The 21,640-nt window shown below is 55.4% G+C and carries 18 protein-coding genes; 7 read left to right on the top strand and 11 right to left on the bottom strand.

Going from position 1 to position 21,640, the window contains the following annotated elements:
• The first annotated feature begins 1 nt into the window (after window position 1).
• The 5 genes from ACR0DK_RS06320 to ACR0DK_RS06300 all read left to right on the top strand — a co-directional run bounded on the left by ACR0DK_RS06320 (window position 2) and on the right by ACR0DK_RS06300 (window position 4,337).
• The gene (locus ACR0DK_RS06320) at window positions 2–1,240 is read left to right on the top strand and encodes an NAD(P)/FAD-dependent oxidoreductase (RefSeq protein WP_223118599.1); all 1,239 of its coding nucleotides are present in this window, start codon (window positions 2–4) and stop codon (window positions 1,238–1,240) included.
• A gap of 30 nt (window positions 1,241–1,270) precedes the next feature.
• Complete coding sequence (locus ACR0DK_RS06315; protein ID WP_170801608.1) at window positions 1,271–2,014, top strand: aspartate/glutamate racemase family protein; 744 nt, start codon at window positions 1,271–1,273, stop codon at window positions 2,012–2,014.
• Between the two features lie 76 nt (window positions 2,015–2,090).
• Window positions 2,091–2,843, top strand: a complete 753-nt coding sequence (locus tag ACR0DK_RS06310) for a TSUP family transporter (RefSeq protein WP_170596468.1) — start codon at window positions 2,091–2,093, stop codon at window positions 2,841–2,843.
• 16 nt (window positions 2,844–2,859) lie between these two features.
• Entirely contained in the window at window positions 2,860–3,876 is a 1,017-nt protein-coding gene (locus tag ACR0DK_RS06305; protein WP_223118600.1) for a D-cysteine desulfhydrase family protein, read from the top strand.
• 116 nt (window positions 3,877–3,992) lie between these two features.
• A complete protein-coding gene (locus ACR0DK_RS06300) occupies window positions 3,993–4,337 on the top strand; it encodes a RidA family protein (protein WP_223118601.1) in 345 nt (114 codons plus the stop codon).
• Between the two features lie 446 nt (window positions 4,338–4,783).
• Here the strand turns inward: ACR0DK_RS06300 and ACR0DK_RS06295 are convergent, their stop codons facing one another.
• The 11 genes from ACR0DK_RS06295 to ACR0DK_RS06245 form a co-directional block, all read right to left on the bottom strand.
• Entirely contained in the window at window positions 4,784–5,872 is a 1,089-nt protein-coding gene (locus ACR0DK_RS06295; protein WP_223118602.1) for a ferritin-like domain-containing protein, read from the bottom strand.
• Window positions 5,869–7,773 (bottom strand): GMC family oxidoreductase, encoded by a 1,905-nt coding sequence (locus ACR0DK_RS06290; protein WP_480735239.1) that lies wholly within the window; start codon window positions 7,771–7,773, stop codon window positions 5,869–5,871. Before ACR0DK_RS06290 ends, ACR0DK_RS06295 begins: the two co-directional genes overlap by 4 nt.
• Window positions 7,770–8,246: a hypothetical protein gene (locus ACR0DK_RS06285; protein WP_170511783.1), complete on the bottom strand. Its 477-nt coding sequence runs from the start codon at window positions 8,244–8,246 to the stop codon at window positions 7,770–7,772. Before ACR0DK_RS06285 ends, ACR0DK_RS06290 begins: the two co-directional genes overlap by 4 nt.
• Window positions 8,233–9,174, bottom strand: coding sequence for a hypothetical protein (locus ACR0DK_RS06280; RefSeq protein WP_170511785.1), 942 nt, complete (start codon window positions 9,172–9,174; stop codon window positions 8,233–8,235). The genes ACR0DK_RS06285 and ACR0DK_RS06280 overlap by 14 nt, the downstream gene beginning before the upstream one ends.
• 43 nt (window positions 9,175–9,217) lie before the next feature.
• Complete coding sequence (locus ACR0DK_RS06275; protein WP_480735236.1) at window positions 9,218–12,577, bottom strand: adenylate/guanylate cyclase domain-containing protein; 3,360 nt, start codon at window positions 12,575–12,577, stop codon at window positions 9,218–9,220.
• A 208-nt stretch (window positions 12,578–12,785) separates the two neighbouring features.
• Window positions 12,786–13,154 (bottom strand): putative quinol monooxygenase, encoded by a 369-nt coding sequence (locus ACR0DK_RS06270; RefSeq protein WP_170561940.1) that lies wholly within the window; start codon window positions 13,152–13,154, stop codon window positions 12,786–12,788.
• Window positions 13,155–13,485: 331 nt separating this feature from the next.
• Complete coding sequence (locus tag ACR0DK_RS06265; protein WP_480735234.1) at window positions 13,486–14,718, bottom strand: Tm-1-like ATP-binding domain-containing protein; 1,233 nt, start codon at window positions 14,716–14,718, stop codon at window positions 13,486–13,488.
• 73 nt (window positions 14,719–14,791) lie between these two features.
• The gene (locus tag ACR0DK_RS06260) at window positions 14,792–16,276 is read right to left on the bottom strand and encodes an aldehyde dehydrogenase (RefSeq protein ID WP_480735233.1); all 1,485 of its coding nucleotides are present in this window, start codon (window positions 16,274–16,276) and stop codon (window positions 14,792–14,794) included.
• 5 nt (window positions 16,277–16,281) lie between these two features.
• Complete coding sequence (locus tag ACR0DK_RS06255; RefSeq protein ID WP_480735231.1) at window positions 16,282–17,814, bottom strand: tripartite tricarboxylate transporter permease; 1,533 nt, start codon at window positions 17,812–17,814, stop codon at window positions 16,282–16,284.
• Between the two features lie 10 nt (window positions 17,815–17,824).
• Window positions 17,825–18,361: a tripartite tricarboxylate transporter TctB family protein gene (locus ACR0DK_RS06250; protein WP_170394014.1), complete on the bottom strand. Its 537-nt coding sequence runs from the start codon at window positions 18,359–18,361 to the stop codon at window positions 17,825–17,827.
• Window positions 18,362–18,423: 62 nt separating this feature from the next.
• Window positions 18,424–19,353, bottom strand: a complete 930-nt coding sequence (locus ACR0DK_RS06245; RefSeq protein ID WP_480735229.1) for a tripartite tricarboxylate transporter substrate binding protein — start codon at window positions 19,351–19,353, stop codon at window positions 18,424–18,426.
• A 109-nt stretch (window positions 19,354–19,462) separates the two neighbouring features.
• Between ACR0DK_RS06245 and ACR0DK_RS06240 the strand changes: the two genes are divergently transcribed.
• Both ACR0DK_RS06240 and ACR0DK_RS06235 read left to right on the top strand, forming a co-directional pair.
• Window positions 19,463–20,242 carry an IclR family transcriptional regulator gene (locus ACR0DK_RS06240; protein ID WP_480735227.1) on the top strand — a complete coding sequence of 260 codons (780 nt, stop codon included), beginning with the start codon at window positions 19,463–19,465 and terminating at the stop codon, window positions 20,240–20,242.
• A 31-nt stretch (window positions 20,243–20,273) separates the two neighbouring features.
• Window positions 20,274–21,626 (top strand): aminotransferase class III-fold pyridoxal phosphate-dependent enzyme, encoded by a 1,353-nt coding sequence (locus tag ACR0DK_RS06235; RefSeq protein WP_223118607.1) that lies wholly within the window; start codon window positions 20,274–20,276, stop codon window positions 21,624–21,626.
• Window positions 21,627–21,640 lie beyond the last annotated feature (14 nt).

Below are 21,640 nucleotides of genomic sequence, written 5' to 3'. Positions count from 1 at the left end.
GATGACAGAACAAGTGACCATCATCGGCGCAGGAATCGTCGGCATCTGTTGCGCTTTGTCGCTGCAGGAACGGGGCATTCAGGTTCGGCTGATCGATCGAGGTGAGCCGGGTCAGGAAACCTCGTTCGGGAATGCTGGTGTGGTTTCGCCTTGGTCGATCATTCCGCAAGCAATGCCCGGTATCTGGAAAATGCTGCCCAAAATGTTGCTTGACCCAAAGAGCGCGCTGTCAGTCAGGCCCAGCTTCTGGCCCAAAATGATTCCTTGGGGGTTGCGATTTCTCGGAAACTCAGGAGAAAAAACTGTTCGCGAAGTCTCGGACGCGATGGAGGTTCTTTGTCGCCCCTCCGTCGATCTGTACCGGCGTCATTTACATGGTACCGGGCACGAGAACCTGATCACCGATAGCTATTACATCCACGCCTTTCGCCGACCAGAACAGGCTGATCTGGACGGGCTTGGATATCTTATCCGCCGAGAAAAAGGCGGCGATCTGGAACGCGTCGACGGTGACGAACTGCGCCGATTGGAGCCCGCTATGTCCGAAGCGTTCAAAGGTGCGATCGTGATCAAAGGGCAAGCGCGTGTAACCGCTCCGGGACGTGTGGGAGCGGTTTTGGCCGAAAAGGCGCAAGTGCAAGGTGCTGAGATTGTGCAAACCGAAGTCACCAAGCTTACCCCCGCAGAAGAGGGTGGTTGGCAGATTGCAACTGCGCAGGATACGCTAACCGCCAGCCATGTTGTTCTTGCGGCAGGCGTATGGTCTGCCGACCTGTTGAAACCATTGGGATTGCCTATGCCCCTCGTGGCCGAAAGGGGCTATCATGTCGAATTCCCAACCCCTGCGGTCGAACTGAACAACTCGGTCATGGATGTGGATGCAAAGGTGGTCGCAAGTTCGATGCTTGGGGGGCTTAGGGTCGCCGGTACGGCTGAATTCGGCAGCGCCGATGCACCCGCTGACCCACGGAAGAAGCAAATCCTGTCCCGACAGGCCAAGGCCATGATGCCCGAGCTTGATACAGATGAGGCGCGGTTTTGGATGGGTCGGCGCCCGTCATTCCCGGACAGCTTGCCGGCAATCGGGCATTTAAAGGACCAAGAGGGGCTCTATGCAGCGTTCGGGCATTCTCATTACGGGCTGATGATGGCCCCGAAAACCGGCGAGCTAGTGGCGGATATCGTCTTGGATCGCATCCCGAATATCGATCTAGCACCGTATACACCAACCCGGTTTTGAACGTTCAAATCAAAAAAGGACCTGATGACAATGCCAATTTATCAAGGCGGCCAGAATATCTGCGGGGCCTCAATCGGTGTGCTTTGCCTTGAAAGCTATTTCCCAAAGCCACCGGGCCATATCAAGAACCCGTCCAGCCTGCCATTTCCGGTTCTGTATGAAATGATCGACGGGGTGACTGTCCCGACACTTCTGAACAACCCTACGCCGGAATTGCTTGAACCCTTCATCGAAGGTGCCAGACGGCTTGAGGCCGAAGGCGTGCGCGCCATTACCGGCAGCTGTGGCTTTCTTGCGCTGTTTCAAAAGGAACTGGCGGCAGCGGTTTCTGTTCCCGTCTTTGCCTCCAGCCTGATCCAAGTGCCGCTGGCTTATCACATGACCGGCGCGAACGCTCCGGTGGGTGTTTTGACTGCAGACGCGTCTGCTTTGACCGCCCGGCATTTTGAAGGCGTCGGTGCCGCCGGTGTTCCGGTGGCGGTGAAGGGACTGGAGGACACTAGTGAATTTGCAGAAGTGATCTTGCGGAATACCCGCACCCGTATGGACACAGACCTGATCGAGGCCGAGGTCCTGAACGCAGCCCGTAGCCTGATGCTTGAGGCCCCTGATATCCGCTCGCTGGTTTTGGAGTGTACAGACCTGCCGCCCTACGCATCGCGCCTTCAGGAAGAACTGCGCCTTCCCGTGTATGATCTGACGACACTTGCGCAAATGGCACATTCCGTAGCGGCCCGCGAGCTATACTCTGGATTGATGCCCTGGCAGCGTTAGTGCGTGCCAATCAATTCGAATGAAGGAATGACATGGACCATGGCCGTAACCTCAGGATATCTGAGGTCCTGCAACAATGCCAAAGCTGCAGGAGTGCTATGTGACCATTGATCTGTCCATTTTGATGGCCGCCATTTGCCTCGGGGCAATGCTGCAGGTTGGCGTGGGCATCGGTTTCAGTATCATCGCGGGTCCCCCGATGATGATCCTGCTCGGCACCTCGACGGCAGTTCCCATATTGCTGTTGCTGAATACCCTTGTGTCGGTAGTCGCGACGGACCGTCATGTACTAAAGAACAACAAGCCACTCATTCTTAATGCGATCATCGCATGTTGTGTCGGTGTAGCTGCCGGTCTTACTGTTTATCCGTTGTTGAACGAGGCGTTTGTTCTGGCCTTGACGGCCTGCTTGTTGTTGATCGGTTTAATCACCACCCTGCTTCCCTTGCGCGGCACAATCGGGCGTTTTGGGTTTTCAGCCATTACAGGACTGTCCGGGCTTGCGACCGTCTGGGCAGCAACACCGGGCCCACTTATGGTGTTTGGTTTGATCGCAAAGGGCCGTTCAGCAAAAGAGGTGGCCAAGTTGGTGCAACCCATCGCGCTGGTGGCTTATGGCATTGCATTCCTGTTGCACAGCCTGTCCGAAACGCAGGCCATCACATACGGGCCGCAACTGCTCGGCTTTGTCATAATCACGCTGGTAGGCAGCCTGCTTGGACGGGCAGGGGGCCCTTACTTGCCGCAATCGGTCGTCATAGCCGCGATCCGCGTGGTTTCTTTCATCGCTTGCTGTGTCCTGTTCCAGCGCGCCTATATGATTGCATAATCCCGGGAGGTACACGATGCAACGAAACGACAATCTGGAGAGATTTCCTCGCGCCCGGCTTATGTCGGGCCCGACACCTCTGGAACGTTTGGACAGGTTGTCGGCGGAATTGGGGATCGATCTCTGGCTCAAGCGCGATGATCTGACGGAGCTTGTGTTTGGCGGCAATAAAACACGGCAGCTCGAATTCTACTTCGGCGATGCTCAGCAACAAGGTGCCGATACCATTCTAATCACCGGTGCTGTTCAGTCCAATTTTGTCCGATCTGCAGCTGCGGCGGCCGCTAAGCTGGGGATGCAATCCGTGCTTCAATTAGAAGAGCGTGTCCCAGATATGGACGAAGAGTATTACAGGTCCGGGAACGTATTTTTGGCACAGATTCTGGGTGCCGAGCATATGAGCTATCCCGAGGGCGAAGACGAAGCTGGGGCCGACGCGGCATTGCACGCGCGTGCTGACGAATTGAAGGCCCAAGGCCGCACGCCATACGTCATTCATCTGGGCTTGAATCATCCACCTCTGGGGGCGTTGGGCTATGTCGTTGGCGGACAGGAATTGTGCGCCCAGATGCCCAATTTCGATGCGGTGGTTGTGCCGTCAGGCAGTGGTGCTACGCATGGCGGTTTGCTAACCGGTCTAGCACTGGAAGGCAGCACGGCCCCGGTATTTGGAATATGCGTGCGCAGAGATCGCGAGAAGCAACACGCCCGCATGATGATCGTTCTACAGAACCTTGCAAACTTGCTGGATGTTGATGCCGCTCGATTGCAGGCGCGGATCGATGTCTATGACGATGCATTGCCGCCAGGTTACGGCAAAGTGAACGCAAGAACGCGTGCCGCACTAGAAAAAATGGCACGGACCGAAGGGGTTTTCCTCGACCCGGTTTATTCCGCCAAGACATTCGCCGGTTTGATGCATCTGGTTGAAAGCCAGAAGATTAAACCGGGTCAGAAGGTCATTCTGCTGCACACCGGCGGGCTGCCGGCCCTTTTTGGATATCAAAATGAACTGGCGGACAATCTGACTTGAATGAACCTCGGCCTCGTAATGCCGGCTTCTGATCTATGGCTCCCATTGGCATTTCAACGCTTGTGCCGTGGGCAGCTCAAATCACTGCTAAATTCAACAATGAGAAAGTACAAGTTATGACAATCACCCGCATCGAAACCGGTCAGCGCATGAGCCGGATCGTCAAACACAACGGCGTTGCCTACCTGTGCGGTCAGACTTCGGACGCGCCGACCGTGGCAGATCAGACGCAGGACATTCTGGCCAAGATTGAGGATCTTTTGCAAAAGGCAGGCAGCGACAAGACCCGCATCCTAAAATGCGAAATCTGGTTGGCGGATATGGCAGACTTTGCCGAGATGAATGCCGTTTGGGACGCTTGGGTGCCTGAAGGCCACGCGCCCGCCCGCGCCTGCGGAGAATCCAAGCTCGCCCGTGATGTATTGAAGGTCGAAATGATCGTGACGGCAGCTTACGACTGAGCGGCGGCTGATTGCGGTTAATAGGGTAGGTTTTCTGGACCTTTGCAAGTCCAGTCCCTCGGAGATTGAGCTATTCACGGTCCAGAAAACACCCTAGGTCTTCGCTTCAGCATTCGCGTGCCCACATTTGCGTCTCTGAAAGCGATTGCTGACGGGAGATGACGGCGATGCGTTAGTTTCGCAGTTTCACCACCAACTGGCATGTGATGCGCGCCCGGTGGGTTCATATCGATTGACCGAAGTCATCGTCGTGGATTCAAATCCTCACGCATCCTGGGTGAGTCAAGAAACAACGCACGATAAATAGCGCTATTCGAGTGCTATCTCAGATCATTTTGGCCGATTCAGGACTTCGCTATGCTGCTGTTAATACAGCAAATTATTGCTTTCCGAATTTGACCAAATAGCTGCGGCGTGTATTCATCGACTTGCAACGAAACGAGCGATCAACTCTTTCTCTTTGCAAGATACGTCCAGGTTGGTCCGGCAGTTTCCCCTGATCCATCCGGCAAAGGAATACGCATCAATTTCTGCGCCAGAGACTTGATGTCATACATTGCTGGGACCAATGACCTTAGCGCAGTCTTGTCCGTGTTGAACGCAATGTGAAGACCATCAAGCAGGCCGGACCAGGCCGCGTTAAATTCGGCAGATATTTCTGCGATCTCTGGCGCGTTCTTGAAGTCCCTTTCGGACGGATCATCCCGCATCGGGGATACCGCGCTCCAATCGACGATGAGGTCGCCACCGGTGGGCGGGCCGTCTATGCTGTCATCTGGTTTATAATACCGGCTGTGCAGGATTTCGTTGAATTTGAAATAGTGCGCAACATCCTCGCGGTGGTCAGGGCCAGGGATGATGTCATTGTCGCCAGCTCTGTGACCAAGGTCTGCGCCTTCCCCTTCATCCATGATTTTCTTTATCGCCTTCAGCGCGGCCTTACGGCGCTGCGACGGGGTACCAATCACCTCGATCACCTCACCTCCAGCTCCGAAATAGTCGGCGTTGGTGATTTGTCGTACCTCATTACCGGTAAAAATCGCGGCATCCCCATAAGTATTACAGGCTTTGCGCAACCTTTCCCGGATGTAGATGTAAAAACCTCCGATCGTATGATAATCACCGCTTTTCGCAGCTCTTTCATCTTTTGGTGCCGTTTCAACCGCACGAAAGCTTTTGATTTGGTCCGGCGTGAACCGGCGTAGATAAACAGTTGGACCGCGCCCGTTCAGCAGTGGCTGGGGGTATTTGGGTAGCAGCTTAGGATTGTTCAGCTCCGGAGTTCCGCCAATCGAATTCATGACATTCGCCGCAAGAACCATGTGGAGCATTTCTTCGACCATAACCTGCCGGATCACTTCGATGGGTTCGGCGTTTACGATTGTTGGCTCAGACCGGTCATACTGGCCTTGTTCGAGGATCGAATAACACGCAGTCGCATAGGGAGGAATGGTAGTGAGTTCAAGAATAAGCGCGTCCTGAAACAGTTTACACAGTGTCGCGCGCTCTTTCTCCAGTTTGTCTTTCGAGGTCATTTTGCCCCCCCTTTCCGAACAGCATCCGATATTGCTCTGGAGGCTCGGTAAGCCATTGCCGACATCGTGAGTGTCGGGTTCGATGTTGCGATTGTTGGCATCGATCCGGCGCCTACCATCCACAAATTGTCGTGATCCCAGGTTCGCATTACGTCATTAGTCACCGAATTGCGCGGGTGCGTTCCGATCCGATGGGTTCCGACAAGATGACCTGCGCCAAAGAACGTGTATCCCCGGCCGTCATAGGTGAAATATCCGGCGTCAGATGGGTTGTAGGCCGTGTGGTTTCGAATACCCAGGCGCTGAAAAATCTGCGTACAGGTGTCGTACGCCGTCGCCAAACCGGCCCGCGAATAGTCATCCAGATCATAGCTGATCACAGGGCGATATTCACCCATCGGTGTGCGATAGGCGGGATCAATCGTGACTCGGTTGGTCGAGCGGGGCAGTTGTTCGACCATCGTGCCGATGCGAACCTGTCTTTGAACATCGTGATATAATTTGTCACGAAGCGCTTTGCCAAAGAGGTTCTCCTGTTCAACAAAGCGCGCCACATCCGTGTTTGGGGCCCCGGTGGCAAAGTTCCAGCCCCAGTTTCCGATCTCGAGCCTATGGGCGGCAGTTCTGTCACGAAAGGTCCCGTCCCGGAAATTGGCGTAGCTTGACGTCGATCCCGGCCCACGAAACGGACCAACTGGCTCGGGCGCGGAACCCCACGTCATCATGTAGGGATGATCCATCAGGTTGCGGCCCAGTTCGCCGCTGGTCCGACAAATCTCGGAAGCCAGCGCAAGAGTTACGTTTTCCACCGCTCCACCAGCAAGGACGTATTGTTTGCCCTTGGCACGGCGCAGTTCGTATTGCGCAACACCGGAGAACGGGTATTTCTTGTACACGATACCCGAAACCCGACCGCTTTCGGCAAGCTCGACCTTGGACGCCACGGCTTGCGTGATTGTTTTCATGTGATGTTTGCGAATGTGCTTGGCATCTTCCAGCGTCTTCATCGCATTGTATTTTGCCTGAATTGGGCAGATCGGAATGCAGCTTGAGTTGCCCTCGCACCGCTGGCCCATATAAGCAAACGGGCCGGTTGACCCGCGCGGTCGGAATTGGGGCCTCATCTTACGGCCCACAGGTATGCCATTGGCATTTTTTGGCTTGCGCGGGGTTGAGTTGCGGCCTTGTGGAGTGCGTGAGACTTTCAGTCTAACTGTATCTTTAGAGTCTTCGCCAATTTCAATGGGCATGCCGTCTGCCCGGGCAAAGAACCCGTCGATATAAGACGAGGGTATCGAGTGCATGGGGAAGTCATATCCTTTAGCAAAGTACCCCCGGTTATCATGCTTGCCCGAGGTCTTTATTCCCAATGCTCTGGGTGTCTGTTCCTTGGCGTCCGCAGAGACGCCGATTTCCCACTCGGCTCTTTCATAGTCGGATCGAATATCCTTGTAGCCAAATGGCCAATCGACCCCTTGGCCGAACCTGCTCTGCATTTCGAAATCTGCGGGCATCATCCGAAGGCTGGTGCCCAGCCAATGCAAGGAGGTTCCGCCATAGGCACGCAGATAGTTGCTGCCGAAGGGCAATGGGCCACGTTGAACAAAGTACCCGTTCGTGTCCGGTTCGGTGCCGCGAACCGCCGTAATGTCCAGCACCGAAGGTGACGGCAAAGTCGGCAGATCCGGGTAGGGTGAGTTCGGTGTTTTCGCCAACGAGAGGTAGTACTGATCCAGATAGGATCGGTAGGTCTCCCACGTTTTACCGTGATCTGCACCGGCCTCGAGGATCAGAACTGTATGCCCTGCTGACACAAGCTCTTTCGCCAGAATGGCACCAGAAAATCCAGCGCCGACAATGACCACATCATAGGTTCTGTCGTCGTCTGTAATCGCGTTCATTGGCCCGCCTCCCGTTTCCGAGGAGGTTCAAGCGCCCAAGCACCAAAACCCTGCTGCTTTGCCCCCATGGGATGGGCACCGATGGCGTCCCAGACCAACCCTTCCTTGTACGAGCGTGTCGAGATGATCTTGACCACATCAAAGCGAGAAGCGCCGTAGCTTTCGCGCCATTCTTGCGAAAGCGGGACCCACTGACCCGTGTACCAAAGCTGAATCAGCGAACGCGCAATCGGGCCAAGGCACCTGTCCGACAGATAAGTTTGGCGGATAATCTGATCATCGTCCCCTTGCCCGAGGGATTGAGCGTGAGACAGAAACCGGCTCAAAATCTCTTCTGGCAGAACCTGTCGGAATTGATGCCAGTATTCCCCGGTGCACCCGGTCCCTTGCAACTCGGCACTATTGTAACCCGTCAATGCCGCGCTGACCGTCAGGAAGGCCTGATGGGCGGGACTGTTGTCATGCTGTGACATGGCGGTCTCCATCAATGGCATCCACGTAGAACCCGCGCGGCTCGAAGCAGGCGGGGGGGCTTTCGAAAACCTGTACGGCGACAGGGGTGAAGTCGGTGAACAACCGATGCATGTCCCGTGTCATCGGGAAATCGTTGTTGCCGAGTTTCAGTTTGAATGTCTTGGCGATGCGCTTGCCGTCCTTGTTGTCCAGCATTGCAGTTTCGAAGAGGCCCGAGATTGTCCAGCGGGTCCAAACAGTGCGGCCAAGACCGGTCGCGAATTCTGGGATCGGAGTGCAATTTGTCGTCGTCCACTGATTGCCACTGAGCTTTCCCAAATCGGCGGTCAAATCGTAGACGATGGTTTGCGGGTCGTCGGGGTTGACCAATTGAATCCACCAGGATTTCGGAGAGATTGGCGGATGGCCTTTCATCTTGGCGTTCAGCGACGGCACCTTGTAATTGAACTGCCCCAGAAACTTGGGCTCACCAAAGGCCTGACGCCCAGCCTTGACTGCAACCGCATTGTCTGCGGCTACGTGTATTCGCAGATGCCCGATGGTTTTGGTCTGATCGCGGCCGTGCAGATACTCGGTCAGGGACATCTTCGGAACGCCGGGCACCCGGTTCGAAGGGTAAGCCAGAAGGTTAAATTCAACCTCGTTCACAAAGCCCAAGGAATTGTCATAGTGGGCGGTGTAGCGTTGAAAATTCAATAGAATGACAGCTTTGTTCTTTCCATTTTCATCGGGGAACTCCGCCACGCACAATCCTGTACCCTTGACGAAGGGTTTGGCGGCTTCGACTGAGGTATACCAATACATCCATTGGCATTGCAGAGAGGCATAATAGAAGGGAAATGTATCAAACTGCTTGGGCAGTTTTGGCATGACACCGGTGACATTCGTCTGATGGCAGCGGTCACCTTTTGATTTCTTCTTAGTCATAATGGCTATGTCCTCCCGACTGGCTTTGACTATCTCGTATTTTTCAAATGTCCTGTGATGAGCTCTCCGTTTTTGCAGTTCCAAGTTTATTCAGAATAGCGCGTGTCTCGGCCAAATCCGGACCATCGAACCCGGCGACTTCTTCAACCGCTTTTTTGATCCGGTTCAGGCAATCGGGGGTTGGATCAAGCTTTGCCAGCTCTTTGATCGTACGCAGCAGCGGACCAAAATGCCCGCGGTCCAGCGCCAAACTGACAGCCTGCTCGAAATGATCGATACACGCTTCTTCATGACCTTGGGCAAGCGCCAGACGTCCTCTTAGCCGGGTCAAACCGACAATCCAGAATTGTTCCCCCCCACCCAACGTGATCTGCTCGGCTTCGTCCAAAAGCTCTTCTGCGAGTTCGAGATGTCCGTGCAGGATGGCCGCGTCTGCATAAAGATACAGAAAGAAACTCAACCCCAGCCGGCAGCCGGTATCCCGCCATTCCTGAAGACCAAGTTCGATTTCCTTCAGCGCGCCGTCGCCCAACTCGTTCCGGCGTGCCCATCCGTTCATGATCCGCGCCCATCCACGCCAGAACTGAAACGAGTACTCCTCTGAAAGCGCAATCAGATTGGCCGAGCTTTCCAGTACAAGGTCTTCATCACCGCGGAACTGCGAGATCCAACCCAGAAATGCATTTGCAAAGGATTGACTGAAGGGATGCGCTGTTTCTTCCGCGTGAAGCACGGCCTTTTCGATCGCTTCCAAAGCGCTTTTCGTGTCGCCTGACAACCAGCAAGACAGCGCACGATATCCCTGAAGCGCGACGGATAGATCAACGACGTCAAAATCCAGCCCCATGAACCGGTGCTCAAGCGACAGATTGACATCAATCCCTGCCTGCAAATGCGTTAGGGCGTCCTGCGGCTGGCCAAGATATGTCTGCAGCGAGCCAAGTGATCTCTCGGCGGATACAATAGCAAGAGGGCTTTTCAGATCCTGACAAAGCGACACCAGGCGATCCGCATTCTGTTTCGATACAGCATATTCGCCCCCCAGCATTGTCGATCGGAACTGGCCATAGACGACTTTGAACAACCGCTCTGTTTCGCCGTATTCACGACACAAATTTTGTGCCCGGGCATATGCGGAAAGGACCGAATTGTGTGCGTATCCTCGTACAAACGCCAAAGGAACCGCGATGGTGATTTGCAGATCAATCTCGCGCCGGTCGCGGTCTTGCGACGCAGGCAGTTCCTGCAGACATTCCAGGGCGTGCTGCAGATGGGTGATGGCCTCAACATTTGCAGAATGATCCAATGCCTGGCGCGCGGCCCGCATAAGGTTGAGCTCGGCCGCCAAATAATCACCGGCCCGCCAATAGTGATGGCCCAGAATCTCTGGCTCGTGTTTAACAATTTCCTTGTAGTTCTCTTCAAGAACCGCCGCGATTTGACCGTGCCATCTGGACGCTGTCGAACGCAGCATGGATTGATACGCCGCATCCTGTACCAAGGCGTGACGGAACCGATATGTGTCTTCCACGCCTCTCAGCCCGGCGGGAACAATCAGCTCTGTTTCAAGTAGCTGCTCCAACGCTCTGGTGATTTCCTGGTCGCTCCATTTCAAAACATGGCTAAGCAGGTTTCTTTCAAAGTTGCGCCCGATTGCGGCAGCGACCTGCACGATTTCGCGGCTGGCGGATAATCGGTCCAGCCTGGCCATCAAGGAATCCTGCAGAGACTCCGGAATCGCCATGGACAACTCGGCCTTGCTTTGCCCCCGGCTTGCCAGCAGACCGGATTCCATCGCCATTTTAGTCAGTTCTTCGACAAACAGCGGCACGCCATCGGTTCGGTCTGCCAACTGGGTCAGAACCTCATCCGAAGGCCGGATCCCCGAAATGCTTTCAACCAGTTTGAAGATATCGCGCCGGACCAGACGGTTCAGCTCCAAGGTGGTAACATGTGACTGGTTTCGCCAGGGTGACTGGAATTCACTGCGGGCCGTCATCAAGACCAGGCAGCGTCTACTTGACAGTTGCTCAACCCATCCGTCGACAAACTCAAGCGTGGAAGCATCGAACCAATGTACGTCGTCTAGCAACAACATCAGCGGTGAAGATTGTTCTAAGCCTGCGCAAAGCCGCAGCAACGCTTCGATCAACGCACCCTTTTCCCGTTCAGGCGCCATTGGTTCAGCCGGGATTGAAGTGTCTTCCAGCGCCACTAGGCGCAGAATGGGCATAACACAGTCAGGATCATCGAGACCGAGTTCAGACAAAAACCCGATGATCTTAGCCCGGTTCTGTTCTGGAGTCTCATCAGGTGTCATTCCGGTCAACGCCGTAAGCGCGTTTTTTATCGGGTAAAATGCGCTGCTTTGATGAAGCGGTGAGCCGAACAGAATGAATTGCGACGCATCTTCTTCGGCCAGGTCATCGTTTAGCCCAAAGGCGATCTTAGATTTTCCGACACCCGCATCGCCGGTCAGCAACAGCACTTGCCCTTCACCTTCCAGCGCACCCTCCCACCGAGATCGGACCAAGGCAATTTCCGCCGTCCGACCGATGGTTGGTGTTTTGTCGTGTGAAAAGTCTTTGCGCCCCGTTTCGAACCCCAAAACCTTCTGCCGGGCCTCAAACAGCTCTAGCGGAGCGCTAATCCCTGCCAATTGCGGCGCGCCCAAAGACACAAAGTCGAGCCGTTCACCAATCAGGCGTCGCGTCACCTCGGAGATCACGACTTGCCCGACCTCGGCAACGGACTGAATACGGGCCGCCACGTTCGGTGTGTCTCCGAACAGCCACATCTTTTCGTCCAATGACGAGCTGTTGGCGGTGCCAACAACAACGGGTCCGGTATGCATTCCGATGCGAACGTTGGTCGCAACCGGCTGGCTGGAAAATCCAACTTCAATACCCTCTGCCATCTGGGTAATTTCAAGCGCGCACAGCGCGGCCGAATAGTGACTCGCCTCTTGCGCGACGGGGTAACCAAAGACAGCCACCACACCATCACCCGCATAATTTGCAATCTCACCGCCAAATTTCGCAACCGTGCTACCGACCAGATCGCGATATTGGGTGATAAGCTCACGATAGTCTTCGGGATCAAATTTTTCGGACAACGCGGTAGAACCAACCAGATCGCAGAACATGACGGTCAGTTGCCGCCGTTCCGCAACATTTTCAGGTGCGGGCGTTAGTGGCGGTGAATTGTCTTGCTCTGACTTTTTGACCGGCGCTGATCCGACCACAGACGCACCGCAGGCCGTGCAGAACTTTGCCTTTTGCAAAGCTGGGGCTCCGCACGCTGTACACGTAAGGGACAGGGCGTTTCCACAGCTTTGGCAATATTTCGATCCGGCAGGATTGGCCGAACCACAATTTGGGCAATTAACGTCAGGACTTACCAAAATGGTCGCCTTCGTAAGTTTAGATAGATCAGGTCAAAATTAGAAACGATAGAACGAAATCACGGCTTCTTATAACATAATATCAACAATGCGTCGCCCAACAATTCCTGATGGATGAACCAGGCTGCAACTTTACCCGGCGCAAAGCCCCGTGGATCAACAAAATTACAGGGTTTCCTTGGGGCGGCCGGGATCGCCCGACCTACCTTTAGCCGTTGCTCGACCCAGCTTCGGGGCGCACGAATCCCTGAATGCGATCCACGTTCATGACCTGAAAGAATGGGCTCTTGCTCCCTGGGGCAGAAAGAAAAAGGTGACCACTTTTTTTCAGGAACTTCGAAAAATCCGATCCTTTGCTCAGGTGTTTTTTGAATGCCTTTTCGTTTTTGTAGATTTCCACGAACACAATCTTATCGTCATCGCATGGCGGGACCGAGTCCGCGCCACCTGAGTGCACAAGGTAACCCCAGGTATCAGGTTCGTTTTTCTTGACGTCCCTAGCAAGCCGCCGGAGTGCAGCAATACCTTCGGACCGGGTTTCTGGGTTCAGATACCAAATCGCAATCGTGGTTAGCATTTCCTCGCTCCTTTCATGGGTTGGACCGATCGTCTAAATGCGGGTCCAACGGTTTGGTTGCCGCTCAATATTGGCAACGTCACCGGCGGAACGGGTCGCTAATCCTGGGCATTTGTCGAGTTCAATTCTTCACTTACTGCGCAGGTCTTTGGCCACCTTGAACCGGTGACACGGTTCCGCCGAAAAATAGTCTTTAACAAGTATCCAAGCGGTGATGGTTATGCATCCAACTGCAAGTCGGCCGCACGTGGAAGAATGCGCCCGAACTCACCGCCACCGAGGCTGTGTTTGACCTGCGTGTATATCATAAAGACGGGCGTAAATCCCGAATTTATGTTGCGACCACGCCTTCTGCGACCCATTCATCGAACTGGGCCAATACATGATCGCAAAACGCGGCATCGTTGATATGTGCGTCTATTTCGGTCATAGGAACGCGCCCGGGCATGACTTTACGGGCCTCATCCATCATCTCGGCCAGGGCTTCGGGATCATACGCCTCTTCACCCTCCTTGTCCCAGGCTTCGACCCCGTGAACGGGCAGAAAAAAGTGAACCGGGCCAGTTGCGGCCTCCAATCGGTTGGCAAGCTCCCGCACCCAGGCACGGCGTTCATCGCCATTGAAGACCGAGCTTTTTATCAGGCGGTTGTGTTCATGAAATGGACGGTCGGCATACTGGTCAGGGATGTCCTGCCATCCGGCAAAGTCCAAAAGGTCCAGCGCGCCTGGCGCAACCAGCTGTGGTGTGCCCACACGCCCGGCATTTGTCACGCGATCCTCACCGCTGGAGACCACGGAACCCGCCATCAGGTTCCCGAATTCCTGCATGCAGAAGTCCATGACGCAGGCAAACGCCCCTTCACCCGCCAGTTTTTCGAAAGCCATGCCGCCCATTCCGGTGGAATGAAAAACGGCAACCTCGAACCCGCGCTCTTCCAGCGCTGGTTTGAGCGTTTTCATGTAGCGCAAACACGAGGATCCAAGACTGGTCATCCCAATCAGCGGTTTGCTGCGATCCGGTATTGTGGCAGCCTTTGTGGCACCAACAACAGCGCCGGCCGCTTGCGCAAGCGAAGACTGGCAGATCGAATTCATACCATAGAGCCCCCCGGCCCACAGGATCATCTGAATGTCCGGAGCCAGTCGGTGCGGCGGGATCAGCGGAGAAAAACTGACGGTCGACACGATGTATTTAGGCACCCCCATGGGCAAGGCCTGTGCACAGTCCAGGGCCAGATCGGTGCCCATAGTGCCCCCGGTCGCCAGCATCCCGTCAAATCGCCCATCCGCATAGGCTTGGGTAACGGCCTTTGAGGCACCGTCTGACATCACGCGAAAGGCCCTGTTCTCGTCCCCTTGTGCGATGACATCTTCGATGGTCATTCCAGCCGCTTGGGCGACGTCGTGCTTGGAGATGTCGGTTGGCTCCAAAGGGTCGCCCAATACCGAGACATCCATCGTCAACACATCCGCGCCCTGCGCCTTGATCGCCTGTTCGATGAACCGCATCTCGGGTTCTTTCGTGTCGTAGGTCCCAATCAGCAGGATTGTCTTTGTGGTCATTGGTTCCTCCTATTCATGCGACCTATGGGCCCCAGACAAAGCGGTGAAGACATGTCGTACAGACACCCCGCAGTCAGAGCTTTATCCAGGCGGTTTTCAATTCAAAGTACTTCTCAAGCGCGTGCAAAGATTTGTCATGCCCGTTCCCGGATTGACCCACGCCCCCAAGCGGAACGGTCAGGTCCGAGCCGCCATAGGTGTTCACATGCATGACCCCGGTCCGCACTTCGGCCACCATGCGATGCGCGCGACTGAGGTTCGAGGTCCAAACTGCGCCTGCGAGCCCATAGACTGTGGCATTGGCAAGCCGGATCGCCTCGGCTTCGTCTTTGAAGGGGGTCACGGCCAAGACTGGGCCGAAGACTTCGTTCTGAAACAGATGATCCGTTTCTTTGACACCTGCCATTACTGTAGGGGACATATAGTAGCCCCCGGTTTCGGGCAGAATGCGGTTTCCGCCCGTACGACGTTCGGCACCTTCAGCTTCGGCCTTGGTAACGAACTCCAAATTGGCCTCTAACTCGGGCAGGCTGTGCACGGCACCAATCTGGCTGTTCAGGTTCAACGGATCACCAACGCGAAAGGCTGCGGCGTAGCGCGTGATCTCGGCGACAAAATCCTCGTAGATGTCCTGCTGCACCAGCAGGCGCGAGCCCGCGATACAGACCTGTCCGGAGTTGCGGAAAATCCCGGCGGCCGAGACCTTTGCAGCTTCCGCCAAATCGGGCGCGTCAGCGAAAACAATATTTGGAGACTTGCCACCCAATTCCAGATAGCAGCGTTTCAGATTGGACCGCGCCGAGTATTCCAGCAGTCGCCGACCTGTCGCGCCGGATCCCGTGAAGACCATGATGTCCACATCCATCGACAAGGCCAAAGTTTCCCCCACGACCGACCCGCGCCCGGTCACCACGTTGAAGACGCCATCCGGAACTCCGGCTTCGGCAGCCAGCTCAGCGATTTTAAGCAGGCTGAGCGATGCGCTTTCTGCAGGCTTCAAGACGATGGAGTTGCCCGCCGCAAGGGCAGGGGCGATTTTCCAACTGCCGATCATCAGCGGGAAGTTCCAGGGCACAATCGCCCCGACAACTCCGACAGGTGCATGATGCACAAGGCCCAGAACGTCATGGCTGGTTGGCGCAACCTGTCCGTAAATCTTGTCGACGGCTTCGGCATAGTAGCGGAAGGTGGCGGCGGCCGAGAGCGCCTCGGCCTTATAGGCCATATTGATCTCGGTTCCGTTGTCGCGTACGCCCAGCACCGCGATCTCGAGCGCGCGGGATTCGATCAGATCCGCCAGTTTCAGCAGAACCTTCTTGCGTCCTGCAGGGGCCATGCGCGACCACCGGCCATCCTCAAACGCGGTCCGCGCGGCGCGCACCGCTGCATTCACATCCGCCGGGCTGCCCTCGGCGATTTGAGCGAGAGGCTGGCCGTCGATGGGCGACAGCACCTCACGCAGGGCGCCAGTTTCACCGGCACGGAAATCGCCATTGATAAAGTGTCCGCGTGTGGCAATCTCCTGTACGCGCAAGGCATCGATGGAAGACTGATCCATGAAAGCTATCCTTGTTGGTTCGGGTGGTCGGAATCCACGGCTGGGACATGGGGTTCGGGGCGCAGCTTGTTTTTGAACTCGTAGTACAGCGTGCGGAAATGCAGGATCAGGATCAGCACGATCAGGCAGAACAGGATGGCTGCGATGGGCCGGTCGATGAAGTCCAGCGGCGTCTTGACCCGAGCCATTGCGCTGCGAAGCTTGGTTTCCATGATTCCGCCCAAAACCATACCCAGGATGATTGGAACAATTGGCAGATCAAGCCGTTTGAGGATTAGGCCAAAGACACCAAACCCAGCAGCGATCGCGCAATCGGTGATCGAGTTGCGTAAACTATAAACCCCGACAAAGGCTAAGATCAGGATCATCACACCCAGGAAGCGTGTGGGAATCTGAATGATCTTAAGCAGCAGGTTTGTAGAGAACAGCAGAAAGACTAGAACGATCACATTCAGCAGGATCAGCGCCATATATAGGGCCATGACGAAATCCATCTGGTTCTCAAACAATTGCGGGCCGGGGATCACGTTGTGAACATAGAAGACCGACAGCATCATCGCCGTAAGCGCTTCGCCGGGTATACCGAGGGCGAGTAGGGGGATCATTGCTGCCCCCGGCACGGCATTGTTCGCGGCTTCGGATGCCACCAACCCTTCGGGCGAGCCATCGCCGAATTTGTCGGGATTTTTCGAACTTTTCTGAGCATAGGTGTAGGACAGAAACTGCGAAGTGAACTCACCCGTTCCCGGCACCATGCCCATAAATACCCCGATGCTTGAAGAAACGGTGGCGATCCGTTTCAGGCCCAACAGTTCCTTCAAACCTGCAAAGATATTCCCGCTGACATGGGTGTCCTCTGGAGCGTGGTTCTTTTCCAACAGCAAAAGAAAAGCCTGGCTGAGCGCAAACAGGCCCAGCACAACCACGATCAGGTCAACGCCTGACGCCAGCCAACTTTGATCGAATGTATAGCGGCGCGTATATTTGACGGGCTCCAGTCCGACCGTGTTCAAAAAGACGCCAAATGCAGCAAGCATACCTGCTGCAAAGATCTGTCCTCGATGGGCTAAAACGACCAGAACAATACCTAGCAACGCGGCCAAAAAAATCTCGCGGCTGCCAAAATGCGGGGCGATCATGGCCAACACGGGCGAGAGGACCATCAGGCAGATGATGGCAAAGACCCCCCCGAAGAATGAAGCTGAATAAGCCAGCGATAACGCCCTGTGGCCTTGGCCGCGCTTGGTCATTGGATAGCCATCATAGGTCGTGAGCGCATTGACCGCCGTGCCGGGCGTGTTGATCAGGATGGCCGGGATCGCGCCGCCATACATGGATGATCCGTAAATCCCCAACAACAAGGTCAGACCGGCGATGGGCTCAAAGGCAAAGGTTGCGGGCAACAGGATGGCGATGGCAACGGCAGCGCCCACACCGGGCAGCGCGCCGATGATGACACCACCGATCGAGCCGATGAACAAGGCCACGATGACCTGCCATTGCAGCAGGATTGAAACACCGGACAGAAGGGTATCCATACGTGCCTCCCTACAAATATGTCAGCGCAAAGGCGCGGATCGAGTCGGGAAGGTATTCATAGACAGCCCCTGCCGGGATTTTGACTTGCAGAAACGCTCGGAACACGATGGTGACGACGAAGCCGAACAGGGCTGCGATGCCGATCGCGCCCGAGCCTCGAAACCCTGAGCGCAGCGTCAGAAACACCGCGAACAACATGGTGGACGGCAGATAGCCAAGCTGTGGCACCAGTAGGACATAAATCAGGAAATAAGCCACATATTCCAGAGACCGGACCCAAAACCCGACCTCGGCCCAACGACCATCGATCCGATCGGATAAGGCAGAGCTGAGCCAATGTAAAAAGCTAAACAAGACCATGCACCACACGGCAACGGTGGGCCACAGACCGGGTTGAGCAAACCATTTGGTCCGCTTGACGACCTGCGTCTGCTCCCCAAGCTGAGACAGCAGAAACACCGAGAAAGCCAGGAACAATACGGCAAAGACAATATCACCCGGACGGCGATACCGTTTGAACATGTCCTGAAGCGTTCTTGCGATCATTTCATCCTCCCAGCCCTATGAAGAAGGCGCGGAAATCACTGCCCGCGCCTCGATCCGGGGTGCTACTCGCCTAGAATCTCTTCTATTTTGGCGAATGACGCTTTATCTTGCTCGATCTGGGCATTCGAAGCATCGGGATCCTGCCAATAGACCAGCGCACCGGTTTCTTCGGCAAGCTTTTTAGCCTTGTCCGATTGCAGTGCTTTTTGGGCTGCGGCGGTGATTTTTTCGCGAGCCTCGGGCGGCGTGTCTTTGTGAACAAACAATCCGTTCCACAGTGCCAATGGCAGGTCTGGGTTAAGCTCAACCACTGTCGGCGTATCCGGTACCAGAGCGATCCGGTCGCCGCCGATGCTGGCCAGCACGTTCACTTCATCCAGACAGGGCAGAATAAGCTGGAGCGTGGTGTTGATGACATCAACGTCACCGGACGCCAAGGTGTTGCAGTCCAGCGCATCGAACGCGGCTTCGCTGGCAAAGTCGAAACCGCTGCTGACAGCGGCGGCAAAAGTAACCTGCGTGGGTGGCAGAACCGAGCCAAAGTGGCCGAGTGCCACGTCGTTTGACTTGCCGTGTTCCACCAACTCATCCCAGCTTTGGAACGGGGCGTCTTTGCTCGACGCGATTACGAACGGGTAGGTCAGGAAGATGCCGATCGGTTCAAACGGGTTCGGGTTCAATTCAGGAATACCAATCTCGGGCCCGATGACTGGAACACCAATCACAAACGACCCGATCGTATAGCCATCCGCCGGTGCTGTGGCGACTTCGACTGCGCCGGGGAAAGGACCACCACCGCCGCCGGGCTTGTTCACAACAGCTGCCGGTACCCCGTACATCGCCTGAAATTCATCTGCGATCATTCTGGTCAGGACATCTTCAAGATCACCCGGAGGCCAAGGAACCACAAAGGATACCGGCTTTTCGGGGTATTCTGCCAAAGCGGCCGTTGCAGAGGCGGCCATCACGGCTGCCGCAATAAACTTTTTCATTTACACCTCCCAGTGTATGGTTCATTATTTGAACCGTGTTAACAATAATAATCTTGCTTTGTTAAGTTCATTCTGTCAAGGATAACCTCAGGGGAAGGAGGCAAAACACATGGGTGCCGCACTTAATGCGCTAAAAATGCTGGACTTATTCTCAAACACGATGGCCGAAATCGGCCTGAGTCAGGCCGCGCGCCTGTCAGGGTTGAATAAGACGACAGCCCTGCGTCACCTACGAGCGCTTGAAGAATTCGGGTTGATCGAACAAAACCCGCAGTCAAAGACCTATACCATCGGACCAGCTGCGCTGCGGCTTGCGGCACTGCGCGAGATTGCCAAACCCGGCCTTGAAGGCGCGCGCCAAAAAATGCACTTGGCCATGCAGGAGGTTGGCGAAAGCCTGCACCTAACGCTGCTGGAACAGGGCAGCCTGCAAACCGCCATCGTGGTTGAGACAACCAAGCACAGCGTTCGCGTCAGCCTTGATCCAAGCGAGATAATCCCGGTCAACGCGACTGCGGCGGGTCTATGTATGCTCAGCTTTGGCCCACCTTTCCTGCTGGATCGTCTGGATCAGGAAGCGCAGGTACGTTTCACCGAATCCACCCTGACAGACCCGGATCTGATCAAGGAAAAAGTTGCTCTGATCCAGCGGGCTGGCTGGGCCAACAGCAACGGCAGCTACGAAGAAGGTGTTTTTGGTTTTGCAACGCCAATCTTTGGCATCGATCAAATCGCCCTTGGAACCATTTCGATCGCCGTGCCCGAGATTAGAGCCACTTATGAGCGCCTGCCCTTGATCCTGAAATCCCTTCAATCCCTCTCGCGCGATCTGACCGCAAATTTCGGCGGCCAAATGCCCGAGGCCTTTCCAACCGAGTTCCACCCATGAGCGAAAGTGGACAACCCCGGAGAACCGCAACATGAAAGACTCCAACTTTCTTAAGGAGAACAACGCCCGCCATTTTTGGCATCCGATGGCGCACCCGGCTGACAGCCGGAACAACCCTCCGACCATTCTGACCGGCGGGGAAGGAGTTAGCATCATCGATGTGGACGGGCACAAGGCCATCGACGCCGTGGGTGGCCTTTGGAACGTCAATCTGGGCTATTCCTGCGATCCGGTGAAACAGGCGATCACTGATCAACTAAATGCGCTGCCGTATTATTCGACCTTCCGGGGTACGAGCAACGACAAGGCGATCGAGCTGTCTTACGAACTGGCGCAGTTCTTTGCCCCTGACGGGCTGACACGCGCCTTTTTCACCTCGGGCGGATCGGATTCTGTGGAAATCGCACTAAAGCTTGCGCGTCAGTTCCACAAAGTTCGGGGTGAGCCTGGTCGCACCAAGTTCATCAGCCTTAAGCAAGGATACCACGGCACCCATTTCGCTGCCGCTTCGGTTAACGGCAATCAGAAGTTCCGCGCCGTGTATGAACCCATGATGCCAGGCTGTTTTCATGTGCCTGCGCCTTGGACCTATCGCAACCCGTTTGACGAAACCGACCCTGAACGCCTGGCTCAGCTTTGCGTCAAAGCGCTTGAAGCCGAGATTGCGTTCCAAGGGGCCAACACGGTTGCCGCCTTCATCATGGAGCCGATTTTGGGCGCTGGCGGTGTAATTCCGCCGCACAAAAGCTTTATGCCCATGGTGCGTGAGGTTTGTTCGAAGAACGGTATTCTGCTGATCTCAGACGAAATCATCACGGCGTTTGGTCGAACCGGTAGTGAAAGCGGAGCGAGACATTGGGGCGTCCAGCCTGACATCATGACGACAGCCAAGGCGATCACCAATGGTTATTTCCCGTTTGGCGCCGCTATGATCTCGGGGGCAGTTGCCGAGGTATTTGAAAATGACACAACCGGGTTGGCATCCGTTGATCAGGGATACACCTATTCCGGTCACCCCGTCGGCGCGGCGGCGGCACTGGCGGCTCTTTCAGAAATCAATCGTCTGCGGATTTGGGAAAACGCTGCAGCACGCGGGGATGAGCTGTTCGAGGGCTTGAAGAAACTGGCTGAAAAGCACGAGGTGATCGGTGACGTACGAGGGGGCGAGGGCCTTATGTGCGCGCTGGAGCTGGTCTCGGACCGCGCAAGCAAGGCGCCGATTGCCAAACAACTGCCAATACAGGTGCAAAAGGCAGCTTATGAGGATGGTGTGATGGTGCGCGTATCTGGCAACAACATCATCATTTCGCCACCTCTGATTGTCACATCCGACGATGTTGCGAAGATCCTGTCAGCGCTGGATACAGGATTGTCGAGTTTGTAGTTGTCGCGCAGACC

This window comes from Ruegeria sp. CE6 (genome assembly GCF_056537485.1).
The sequence above is the reverse complement of the archived record's forward strand: the minus strand, read 5'-3'. Positions and strand labels throughout refer to the sequence as shown.